The following is a 12779-nucleotide window of genomic DNA, read 5'->3' on the forward strand; positions in this document are numbered from 1 at the left end:
TTGGGCTAGCCCAGACAGCTTAACCTCTGGATCTCTAGTTATCAATGAACTTGTTGCACTTGACTTGACAATGTGCGGATTGCCAAGTTTATCGAGTTATCGGATGAAAATATTGACCAGAAAGTTGAAATCATCATGGACCACTTCATCAGTCATGACATTATGGCTGAGTTGGGCGGTCAAGGTAAAGCTATGATTGTTACATCGGGTCGTGAAGCAGCGGTCAAGTATCAAAAGTCTTTTAAACGTTATTTCAAAGAGCATCATATCACCAGTATTGGAGCTTTAGTTGCTTTTTCAGGTAAGGTGAGTATGGATGATCAGGATTATACCGAGGCTCTGATGAACGGAATTGCGGAGGACAAGCTTAAAGAGAGATTTGATACAGATGATTATCAGGTCTTGATTGTGGCCAATAAATACCAGACAGGTTTTGACCAACCGAAATTGGTGGCTATGTATGTAGATAAAAAGTTGCGAGATGTAGCAGCTGTACAAACTCTATCTCGCCTCAATCGTACGGTGGGAGGCTACAATAAGAAAACTTTTGTACTAGACTTTAAAAATACCTATGAGGATATAAACAAGGCTTTTGCTCCTTACTATAAGGAAACGATTTTATCAGAAACGATTACGCCAAGTGATGTATTTGACTTGGTGCGTAAGATAGACGAATATGGTATTCTTGACAGTGATGTTATCCATGAGTTTAATCAATTCCTTTATCAAGAGAAACGCTCTAGTCGGGACAAACAAAAAATGACAGCATTGTTGAATAAAGGTTGCAGTCGTGTTCGGGAGTTTGATGCGAAGGAGCAGTTGGAAATCAAAAAAGTTTTCCGAGGTTTTCTTCGAATGTATACTTTCCTGATTCAAGCTACTGCCTATCAAAATGAGGTTCTGCATGAGCGTTATAATTATCTACAAGAATTGGTGAAGATGATTGATGTTCGGCTTGGTGGGACGGATTTTACCATTGCGGATAAGATTGTGGTTGATTACATGAAGCACAAGCAAACAGGTATCCATACTGTAGCTGACTTGGAAGGAGAATACACTCTTTCGCTTAATAAACCTAAAATCGGACCTATTGATGAAGAACAGGAAAAACGTCTTTCAGAGATTATTGATGAAATCAATGAGCAACTTGATTTGACGATTGATCCTCAAATCGGTGTTAGCGGAGCAGTTTCTATTCGTGAACTCATGAAGAAAAATGAGAAACTTAAGCAGTCTGCTAAGGTAAATTCTCGTGAAGATTTCGAGTTTTCTTTTGAGGATGAGATTGACAATGCTTTGACTGAGGGTTATATGCAAAATCAAGATTTCTTTGGTGTCTTGCTTAATAACGATGATTTTAAAAAGAGAATTGCCAAGCTGTTTATAGACGATGTTTATAGAAGTTTGAAGGATGACAAATGATGATCCCTGTATAACAGGGATTTTTTTATGAACTGGTTCTGTATTCTTCCGTAAATCCTCCATAATTCCTTCCGAACATTGACAATCCTTCCACAATGTGCGGGAGGATTTTTTGATACAACAAAAAGGACCTGCATTGCAAGTCCTTTTCAGTTTGTTTTGATTAAGCATTCACACCTGAAACTTCAGCTGCGTGGTCGTCCATTGAGAGAACTTCGTGGAAGACACGTTGGGTCAATTCCATTTTTTGCTCTTTAGTGAGGTATTTAGTGTTTACGCAGTATCCAGAGATACGAACGATAACGTCCTCACCAGCCATGATTTTCTCATAAACGTCGTTCAAGTCCATAACGTTCAAGTTAACGTGCTGACCACCTTGTTCGAAGTAGCCGTCAAGGATTGTCACCAAGTTTGTTACTTGCTCATCGAAGGTCTTACCAAGCGCTTTTGGAGAAACTTGAGTGGTCAATGAGATACCGTCGTTGGCATGGTTGAAGTCCAATTTAGAAAGGGTGTTCAAGTTTTGCAACCAACCACCACGAGCTTTAGAAGTTGGGTTGGCACCTGGTGGGAAGAATTCTACTTTAGAAGTGTTGACTGAGCCATCTTCGTTGAGGAATACCCCACGGTGAACTGGCGAGTTACCAGTTTGTTTAGAGTAGGCAACGTTTGAAGTGATAGTCAAGATAGACACGGCAGCTTCCGCATTCTTATAGAGTTTCTTGCTTGCAAGACGAGTATAGAATGCTTCCATGAGCCATTTCGCAATATCATCTACACGGTCATCATCCTCACCGTAGCGTGGGAAGTCACCGATTACTTCATAGTCATAGATAAAGCCATCTTCGTCACGGATTGGTTTAACCTGCGCGTGCTTGATAGCTGACAAGGAGTCGACTGTATTAGCAAATCCACAGATACCGAAGCCCATGTTTGCACGAAGGTGAGTTGGCAAGAAGGCCATTTGAACTGCTTCGTAGTTGTACTTGTCGGTCATGAAGTGGATGATGTTCATGGCATCCACATAGGTATCTGTCAACCAGTCAAGGGCAGTTTCAAAGTCTTTGATGACACGGTCGTAGGTGAAGATTTCTTCTTGGTTTGGCTCAACACCGTCAAATACCTTGTATTCTTTGTGGACATCATCGTAACCAGCGTTCCAGCTTGAAAGAAGACCTTTCAAAACGTTGACACGAGCACCGAAGTACTGGATGTTGTGGCGTTTGTCTTCGCTTTCTGGGTCAAGTGGTGACACACAGCAAGAGATACAAGACATTTCGCCGTAGCCGTCTTTGGCCATGGTTGTTACACCTTCGTATTGGATAGAAGAGTGTTTGTGGCTCATAGCCATACAGTAGCGACGGAAGGCATACGGCAATTTGTCAGACCAGAGAACGGTCAAGTTTGGTTCTGGTGAGTTGCCGATATTGTCAAGCGTGTTGAGGAAACGGTAGTCCATCTTGGTAACACGGTGACGACCATCATTACCCATACCTGCCATTGAAGTGGTCAAGAAGGTAGGGTCACCAGAGTAGATTTCGTCGAATGATTTAGTACGAGCAAATTTTACGGTACGAAGTTTCAATACGAAATCGTCAACAAATTCTTGGATTTCTGATTCTGTAAATGTTCCGCGAGCCAAGTCACGTTCTGCATAGATATCAAGAACGATTGGTACACGACCGAGGGAAGTTGCAGCACCGTTGATGACACGACATACTGCCATGAAGGCGATATTGGTCCACTGGATAGCTTCCTTGGTGTTCATGGCTGGTTTACGGACGTCAACGCCGTAGTGGTCACCCAAGCGAACAACTTGTTGGAGAGCTTGATACTGCATGTTGATTTCTTCGCGGAGACGGATGGATTCTTCATCAATCTCAGTGATAGCATTCCAGTCGGCTACCTTTTCTTCCATGAGGTAGTCAGCCCCGTAAAGTGCCAAGCGTGCGTACATACCGATGATACGACCACGAGAATAAGCATCTGGCAGACCAGAAACGTGGTGTGAGTGGCGGGCGCGGCGGATGTTAGCTGTATAGGCACGGAAGATACCGTCGTTTACAGTGGTTGCGTGTTTGGTGTAAATTTCATGCAAGAGTGGATCTGGAGTGTAGCCGTTTTCGATGAGAGTAGTCTCAGCCATACGGATACCGCCTTTTGGCATGAAGTTAAGCTTGAAGAGTTCATCATTTTGGATACCAAAGATGAGCTCATTTTCTTTATCGATGAAGCCAGGGCCAATATCAGCAATAGAAGTTGCACGGTCGATATCCATAGGGAAACGAGTGTCTTCGTAGCCTGCTTTTGTCTCCTCGATAATTTTTTTAATATGCAGTGAACGCTCAGTTGGTCCTGCAAGGAAGCTTTCATCACCATCATATGGCGTGTAGTTGGCTTGTACGAAACGAGTTACACTAGCCTTATCTTGCCAGTCGGTACCTTTGAAGCCTTCCCAGGCTTGGGCGAAAATGTCTTCAGTAACGTTTTTAGTTTTTACTTTTGTTGACATGAGGGTTCTCCTTTAGGATAGTTTTGTTTTTCACATATTTTAGTATATCATATGTAAGCACTTTCTGCAAGGTCAAAATACTTGAAAATAATTGAAAAATGTGGTAATTGGTTACAAAAAATGTGAAAAAATTATTAAACTTTCATAGAAAAAGATTTTTGTCAAAAAAACAAAAGAAACATGTTAACATATTGACATTGTGTAAGCGTTTTTGTAAAATAAAGCTGTATAAACCAATTTTCTCAACATATCATAAGGAGGTAAACAATGAGAAATTATTCGAAAGATTTGTTTTCTAAGAAAAATCACTACTCAATTAGAAAACTAACCGTTGGTGCAGCATCGGTCATTGTTGGAATGAGCCTGTTTTCTGGTGCTCAAATCAAGGCTGATGAAATAACCGTAGCAGAAGGTGCTACCAGAGAAGCTGTTCTGGCCCCTACGGAGGAAGCTGCGGCTGAAGAGGAGGTCGAAGAGAGAGCTGCGACAGAAACTGCAGAGGCAGCAGTAACTCCAGAACTCAACCTTGCGCCAGCAACAAACACAACGGAAGAAGTTGCAGTGGAGTGGACAGCTAGCTCCAACCCAGCAGGTACTGTTGAAGTTCGTGAAGAAGATGGTGTTCGTTACAACCGTTTGTCTTCTGTTAGTGGCCAAGATAACGGTGCTTCAACAGGTACATTTACTAGCCCTGATTTGAAAATGAATGAAGATGGTAGCGCGGCTATTTCTCTAGATCTTATTGAACGTTCAGATGCTGAAAAAGGTCGCTTCGGTGTCTATTTGAACCATACTGATGCTTCTAAACATATTTTAGTTGGCTATGATAATTTGGGATGGTTCTGGGAGTACAAGTCTCCTGCGGCAGCTAATGGCGGAACCTGGTATAGTGGAACTCGTGTCAATGAACCAGCAAAAGATACTGCTTATCGTCTCAATGTCAACTTGACAACAGGAGGACAATTGTCTGCTTCGATCGTGTCTGCAGAGAATCAAGAAACAGCACTTTTCAATGCCATTCAAATTCCGGCAGAAGTATTGGCAGATCTTCGGACTAGCAATGCAGCCAAACTCAAAGTAACAAGCTATGGTGCAGATCGGACCATCGTAGATGTTAAGGCAACTAACCAGACTGGTCTCAATAGCGATGAAGCAAATACTGATGAACAACCGGTTGAAGAAACCCCAACACCAGCTGATATCCAGCCAGACTGGACATCTACTTCAGCTATCAAAGGAACAGTTGCCATTAAGGAAGAAGGTGGAGTTCGTTACAATGCACTTTCTTCAACGACACAAAACAATAATGGAGATAGCATTGCCATCTTTGAAAAAGCTGGATTGGAAGCAAGCCCAGAAGGCAATGTCAATGTAAATTTGGAATTTGTAGAGCGTTCCGAAGACAACCAAGGCCGTTTTGGAGTCTTTGTCAAATACAAAGATGTTAACAACTTCCTCTTTGTTGGATATGATAATTTAGGATGGTTCTGGGAGTACAAGGTTAACGGTACAGGAAACTGGCTACGTGAACGGACAGTCACTACATCTCCTGTAAAAGATAGTAAAAATACTCTATCGATTTCATACAAATCAGATGGGCAGTTGAATGCTACTAACAATGATGTACAGTTGTTTGATACACTAAACTTGGAAACAGCTGTGAAAGAAGCCTTGTCAGCTGAAAAACGAGTTGCTTTGAAATTAGGTACATTTGGTCAGCAACTAACCAAGGTTGATATAAAAGCAGATGATCAAACAGGTGTGACCCCTGCAGATGAAAAAGAAGAAACACCTACAACAGCTTTTGTTGTCAATGATGCGGCAGTTGCCTATGATGAAGTCAATTCAGGTGAATTGACTGCCAAGATTGACCGGGCCTTCCCACGTGTTAGAGAATATACTTTCAACGGGAACAAGGTATTTGGACAGGTTCATTCCCTCAATTCACTACGCATCAACAATGTGAAAGTGACGCCAACCGTTACCTATAACAAAGTTGACGACAAGACCGCTCACTATGTTTTGGATGTTGTGGATGAAGCTAACAAAATCAACGCTTCTATCAAGGTTCAAATCAAGGTAGAGGGTAAAGAACTTCACTTTGATGTTTTGGAAGTTAATAACCGCAACCAAGTGACCTATGGAGCAGAGATTGATGATGTTGCCAAGTTGATCCAAACCATTGCTTTTGATGAAAATAATTTGGTTTCAGTCGCTAGCCATCAAACCGATGCAAAATTTGATGGAAGCCGCATGTCGACCCACACCCATCGTACAGGTGATGAGCATATTCAATTGCAAGATGGTGTGAATTACCAACGTCAAGGATACATGTATGGCTTTGTTTCAACAGATCAATTTGCGGCAGCAGTTTGGAGTAATTCACAAAATAGCTATGGTGGTGGTGCAAGTGACTTTACACGCTTGACAACAAATAGCCACCGATATACTGTTGATGGTGAAACTGGTGTTCATCTAGGAATTGCTTCCTCTCCATGGAGATGGGAGGGAGCCCACAACGGTGTCGTTTATCCAGAATATACTCTCGAATTGCCAAGTGCAAAAGTAGTTTTTGCAGCTGATGTAAACAATGATAATAAGGTAGACTGGCAAGATGGGGCTATAGCTTACCGTGACATCATGAACAATCCAAAAGGGCATGAATATGTACCGGAACTGGTAGCTTACCGTATTGCTATGAACTTTGGATCACAGGCTCAAAACCCATTCTTGATGACCTTGGATGGTATTAAGAAAATTGCCCTTCATACAGATGGCTTGGGACAAAGTATCCTCTTGAAAGGTTATGGTAGTGAAGGTCATGACTCTGGACACTTGAATTATGCAGATATTGGTAAACGTATCGGTGGCACAGAAGACTTCAAGACCTTGATTGAAAAATCACAACCATATGGTGCAAAACTAGGTATTCACGTCAATGCATCTGAAACCTATCCAGAATCCCAATACTTCTCTGAAGAGATTCTTCGTCGTCAGGCAAATGGGGACTACGCCTATGGTTGGAACTGGATTGATCAAGGTATCAATATCAGTGGTCATTATGATTTGGCCCACAACCGTTTGAAACGTTGGGAAGATTTGAAGAAAGAACTGGGTGACGGATTAGACTTTATCTATGTCGATGTGTGGGGTAATGGTCAGTCTGGTGGCGAAAATGCTTGGGAAACTCATGTTCTTGCCAAAGAAATCAATATGCAAGGTTGGAGAAATGCCTTTGAATGGGGTTATGCAGGTGAGTATGACTCGACCTTCCAGCACTGGGCAGCAGATTTGACCTATGGTGGCTTTACTCTGAAAGGTATCAACTCTAATATCGCCCGCTTCATTCGTAACCACCAAAAAGATTCATGGGTTGGTGATTATCCTGCATATGGTGGTGCTGCAAACTATCCACTGCTTGGCGGCTACGATATGAAAGACTTCGAAGGCTGGCAGGGACGTAGCGACTACAATGGCTACATTACCAACTTGTTTGCCAACAACTTGATGACCAAGTATATCCAGCACTTCCAAGTAACCAACTGGAAGAATGGTGACCCTGTTCGTATGACGGACAACGGTGAAACCTATACTTGGACGCCAGAGATGGAAATCACTTTGAAAGACAAGTCTGACAATACCTTGGTCTTGACCCGTAAGTCAAATGATGTTAACAATGCTGGCTACCGTCAACGGATAGTAACCTTGAATGGTCGTACGATTCAAGATGGAGCAGCTTACTTGGCGCCTTGGAACTGGGATGCGAATGGTAATGACCTGACTAGTGACAAACACAAAATGTACTACTTCAACGAAGAAGCAGGTGCCACAACTTGGACCCTTCCTTCAGATTGGACTGGTAATAAGGTTTATCTCTACAAACTTACTGAGCTAGGTAAGACAGATGTTCAAGAATTGGCAGTAACCAATGGTCAAATTACCATTCAAGCGGATGCAAATGTGCCGTATGTCCTCTATAAATCTCCACAGACAAATCCAGAGATGTCCTGGAGTGACGGCATGCATATCTATGACCAAGGCTTTAACTCTGGTAAGCTAGACCATTGGACAATTGATGGTGACACTAGCAAGGCTACTTTGGTCAAATCCCAAGGTGCCAACGATATGCTCCGTATCCAAGGCAATACATCCAAAGTTAGTCTCAGTCAAAAATTGACTGGTCTGAAACCAAATACCAGCTATGCAGCTTATGTAGGGGTAGACAACCGTAGTACTGCAAAAGCTAGCATTACGGTCAATACAGGCAGTTCAGAAGTTACAAACTATACAAATGAGTCTATTGCTCTGAACTATGTAAAAGCCTATGCTCATAATACATTGCCACAAAATGCAACGGTTGAGGATACAAGTTACTTCCAAAACATGTATGTATTCTTCACAACTGGAGACAATGTGGATAATGTACGTTTGACCCTATCTCGCGATGCAGATGATGCAGCAACCTATTTCGATGAAATTCGTGTCTTTGAAAATGACTCAACGATGTTTGCAGGAGGTCACAATACAACTGCTGGTACCTTCAAGCAAAACTTTGAGAGTGTTCCACAAGGTATTTTCCCATTTGTTATCGGTGGTATTGAAGGAGTTGAGGACAACCGTACCCACCTTGCAGAAAAACATGCTCCATACACTCAACGTGGCTGGAATGGTAAGAAGGTGGACGATGTCATTGAAGGCACTTGGTCACTCAAGACAAATGGTCTGACAGCTCGCAATAGCATTGTTTACCAAACTATTCCACAAAACTTCCGCTTTGAAGCTGGCAAGGCCTATCGTGTAAGCTTTGATTATGAAGCTGGTTCCAATGGAACTTATGCCTTTGCTATCGGTGAAGGACGTTATAACAATGATGCCGGTAGCCTAACGCTGAATCCATTGAACAATTCATGGGAAGATAGTGATAAGGCTAAGAAAGCAAGTTTCTTAGTTACAGGTGCAGAGTCTGGCAATACTTGGGTTGGTATCTTCTCAACTCGCCGTGGTGGTGATACTAAGGGAGATACTGGTGGAAATGCCAACTTCCGAGGCTACAATGACTTTATGCTAGATAATCTGGTGATCGAAGAAGTTACCTTGACTGGTCACTTGTTGACAACAGATTACTATAACTTAAATACCCCAGTCTTGAATGAAAACTATACTCAAGCAAGTTTGGCACCGTACAAAGAAGCTTTGTTAGCAGTGTCTGCAGCTCCTGAGGATATCAGTATCGAAGACGCTCGTACCTTGATTGCTACTGCCAATACAGCCCGTCAAAATCTTCAAGTGAAGAAAACAGCAATCACAAACGAAGATATTGGCTTGGCTCAGGCTAATGCTCAAGAAGGTGAAGAACTAGCTAAAGCTTTTGATGGCAATCCTTCTACTATCTGGCACACACCATGGAATGGCCGTCATATTAATGAGCCGGCGACAGTGAACCTTAGTAGACCAGTTGACATTCAACGCTTTGAATACGTGCCGAGACAATCAGGCCTCAACGGTATCTTGAAAGCATTGACATTGGTGATTACTGATGATCAAAACGTGGAACATACCTTTACTGGTGCGGATTGGCCAGCAACAAGTGCTACTAAGACAATTGATTTCGGTAAGACAATTAAGGCTAAGAAGATTGTGATTACAGGTACTGCCTCATACGGTGATACTGCAGATCAATTTATGTCTGCTGCTGAATTCCGTTTCTTGACACCTGTTCAGGAAGAAGCCACCCTTGATAAGTCAGCATATGAAGCAGCACTTACTGCAGCACGTTCAGCAGGTAAGACAGCTCTTGTCAAAGAAGTGGAAGACTTTATGGCTTCTGTCGAAGCTGCAAATCTTTTGACAGCAAATATCTTAGATGCTATAGTTGCTCGCTTGAATGCTACCGAAACGCCAGCAAATCCAGGCACAGTTGATGAGCCAGTCAAACAAGATGAGGACATCGTCACTGCAAAAGGAGAAAGTACCAAAGCAGATCCTCTTCCGTTAGGGGAATTGCCACCGCTTGTGATTGCAAAAGGTGATAGTGTTAAAGCAGAACCATTACCTGCTTTCGATGGAGGCTTAGTTCCTAACTATGCTCCTACAGTAGCTGCTCTTCCAAGTATTGATCCTGCAAGCTTGGCGAAAGAAGCTGCTAGTCCAAAACCAGCAAAAGCTACTTCAGCTACTTTACCGCAAACAGGTGAAACAACTGAACAAGGCTTGCTCCTAGCAGCTGGTTTAGTAGGTCTAATGGCTATGGCGGCTCGAAGAAGACGATTTGAGTAGTCATTTCAGAAAAAAATAATTAGCTTGTTCTCCAAATACATTAGAGGTAGGTATCGGACCTGCCTCTTTTGTATTGTTTATCGAAGCTTTTCGCAAACTTATAGCAAAATGGAATTAGAAACAGGACACGTCTAAGTTTATATATTTGAAAATTCTACTATCTAAAAATGCGAAGTAGTGATGCTCTATCTACATATGCGTCGCCTAGTCTGATTTTGAATTTCATTGAGTACTAATTGCCTGTCAATGTTCGCTTTATGAAAAAATTTGTTAGATAGGCTATAATATGTCTAGTAGGAAGGAGCAGAAAGGAGCATCATGTTAGTTTTTCCGCTCATCAATGACCTATCCCGCAAGATTATTCACATTGACATGGATGCTTTTTTTGCTGCCATTGAGGTAAGGGACAATCCTGAATTGAAAGGAAAGCCTGTTATTATTGGAGCGGACCCTAGGTTGTCTGGCGGAAGAGGCGTTGTGTCCACCTGTAGTTATGAGGCGCGTGCCTTTGGAATTCATTCGGCCATGTCTTCCAAAGAAGCCTATGAACGCTGTCCCCAGGCGGTTTTCATTTCAGGGAACTATGATAAATACCAGGAAGTTGGTCTCCAGGTCCGCGAAATTTTCCACCGCTATACGGATTTAGTCGAGCCCATGTCCATTGATGAGGCCTATCTGGATGTGACAGAAAATAAGCTGGGCATCACTTCGGCTATCAAGATTGCCAAACTCATCCAGTACGATATCTGGAAGGAGCTACACCTGACGGCATCAGCTGGTGTCTCCTATAATAAATTTATGGCTAAAATCGCCTCGGACATGGAAAAGCCGCATGGACTAACCCTGATTAAGCCGGAGGATGCGGTGCCGGTTTTGGCCAGTCTCCCTGTCGAGAAACTTCACGGAGTTGGTAAGAAGACCGTCGAAAAACTGCATCAGATGGGAGTCTATACTGGGGCAGATTTGTTAGATGTATCGGAGATGACTTTGATTGATACTTTCGGTCGTTTTGGTTTTGATCTCTACCGCAAGGCCAGAGGTATTTCCAATTCACCCGTAAAAACCAATCGCATCCGCAAGTCTATCGGTAAGGAGCGGACCTACCGCAAGTTGCTCTATCGTGAAGAGGATGCTCTGCAAGAGTTGGGTAAGCTCTGTCAGAAGGTGGCGGTTAGTCTGACCAAGCACCAGAAAAAAGGACGGACCATTGTCCTCAAAATCCGCTACGGAGATTTTTCGACCCTGACCAAGCGCCATAGTTTTTCGGAGGCGACTGACCAAGCCGATAGGATTGAGAAGGAAGTCCGCCAAATCTTTGAAGAAGTCGGCCAGCCAGAAAAGGGCATTCGTTTGCTGGGTGTGACCGTTACCAATTTCAAATAGGGAAATCAGAAAATTTCTGGTTTCTTTTTATAATTTTTTCAACCATATATCAATATATCTGTTATAATAATCATAGAACATCACATAAAAAAAGGAGATTGCTATGATTCATCTTGTCTGTCCCAACCCTGCTCTTGACCGAACCCTCTTGGTTGAGGCTATTGAGAAAAATATTCCCCTACGTCCCTTTGAAGTCCGGGATTATCCAGGTGGCAAGAGTTTCAATGTGGCCTATGCCCTCAAGGAAAACGGCCAGACGGACTATGTTATCCATACTATTTTAGGTGGAGCGATTGGTCGCTACATCGAGGAGCTCAATGCTGACAAGGGCAATGCCCTCAAGGTGGTTCAGTCTGGGCAAAACACCCGCACCTGCAATATCTACGTTGAAACATCGACAGGGGATGTGGTTCTCTTCTATGAAAAAGGCCTGGAATTGACTGCAGAACTCCTGGATCAATTTACTAAGCAAATCGAAGAAAGCCTGCAACCAGGTGATACCTTGGTCTTTTCAGGCAGTCTGATGAAGGGGATGCCGGATGATTATATCCAGCAGTTTATTGAAAAATTCCCTGCGGTCCGTACCATTGTGGATACCAGTGGTGCAGCCCTTCGTGCCGCTTACGAGGCTCGTCCAGCCCTGATTAAAATTAACAATGAGGAGCTCAAGGACATCTATCCAGAGTTGGATGAACATGACCCAGAAGATGTACTGCGCATCCTCAAAGAAGTGACTCCTCACGAAAATCTTATCGTGACCCTGGGCAGCAAGGGAAGTCTGGCCAAAATCGGTCAACGCTTTTTCCGTATCCAATCCCCTAAGAAAGAGGCTAAAAATCCAATTGCAGCTGGAGATTTCTATCTGGGTCTCCTTGTCAAGGGGATCAGCCAAAACCAAGAGCCAGAAATCTTCCTCAAGGAGGCTGCTGCCTACGCAACTGCCAACTGCCTCAATTATTTCCCAGAAGTTGCGCCAGAGCAATTCGCAGAAATCTTAGCAGAAGTTCAATTTGAAGAATTAGTCTAGTCATTCCTTATCGCATCCTCGGAAACGGGGATATTTTGCTTTATGTTAAAAATTTTCAAAAAAAAATAAAATTTCTTATATCCCCGCGTTGTAAAATGAAATGCAACAAAAAAGACATGTTCGTCTGATATACTAGAATTCCCCAACTCAGTATAGAAA

At 42.9% G+C, this 12779-nt stretch carries 4 protein-coding genes and 1 pseudogene; 4 read left to right on the plus strand and 1 reads right to left on the minus strand.

The genetic code is table 11. The features are described from left to right. Nucleotides 1-75: 75 nt before the first annotated feature. Nucleotides 76-1422, plus strand: a pseudogene (locus ACHBHN_RS10705) (UvrB domain 3-containing protein); the annotation flags it as partial. Between the two features lie 163 nt (nt 1423-1585). Here ACHBHN_RS10705 and pflB read toward each other — a convergent pair. After that, nucleotides 1586-3934, minus strand: a complete 2349-nt coding sequence (gene pflB, locus ACHBHN_RS10710) for a formate C-acetyltransferase (RefSeq protein ID WP_172095344.1) — start codon at nt 3932-3934, stop codon at nt 1586-1588. Between the two features lie 267 nt (nt 3935-4201). Here pflB and ACHBHN_RS10715 point away from each other — a divergent pair, with 267 nt between their 5' ends. The 3 genes from ACHBHN_RS10715 (at nt 4202) to ACHBHN_RS10725 (ending at nt 12620) form a co-directional block, all read left to right on the plus strand. Beyond that, nucleotides 4202-10210 (plus strand): endo-alpha-N-acetylgalactosaminidase family protein, encoded by a 6009-nt coding sequence (locus ACHBHN_RS10715; protein ID WP_394734091.1) that lies wholly within the window; start codon nt 4202-4204, stop codon nt 10208-10210. A gap of 318 nt (nt 10211-10528) precedes the next feature. Then, complete coding sequence (gene dinB / locus ACHBHN_RS10720; RefSeq protein WP_394734092.1) at nt 10529-11593, plus strand: DNA polymerase IV; 1065 nt, start codon at nt 10529-10531, stop codon at nt 11591-11593. A 103-nt stretch (nt 11594-11696) separates the two neighbouring features. Continuing rightward, nucleotides 11697-12620 (plus strand): PfkB family carbohydrate kinase, encoded by a 924-nt coding sequence (locus ACHBHN_RS10725; RefSeq protein ID WP_172059613.1) that lies wholly within the window; start codon nt 11697-11699, stop codon nt 12618-12620. Nucleotides 12621-12779: the final 159 nt, after the last annotated feature.

Source organism: Streptococcus sp. A22, from assembly GCF_043674215.1.
Classification (GTDB): domain Bacteria; phylum Bacillota; class Bacilli; order Lactobacillales; family Streptococcaceae; genus Streptococcus; species Streptococcus suis_V.

Bases quoted from the DNA above. Each gene is read 5' to 3' on its own strand.
- ACHBHN_RS10715 (WP_394734091.1), top strand. From the start codon at position 4,202: ATGAGAAATTATTCGAAAGATTTGTTTTCTAAGAAAAATCACTACTCA.
- dinB (WP_394734092.1), top strand. From the start codon at position 10,529: ATGTTAGTTTTTCCGCTCATCAATGACCTATCCCGCAAGATTATTCAC.
- ACHBHN_RS10725 (WP_172059613.1), top strand. From the start codon at position 11,697: ATGATTCATCTTGTCTGTCCCAACCCTGCTCTTGACCGAACCCTCTTG.
- pflB (WP_172095344.1), bottom strand. From the start codon at position 3,934: ATGTCAACAAAAGTAAAAACTAAAAACGTTACTGAAGACATTTTCGCC.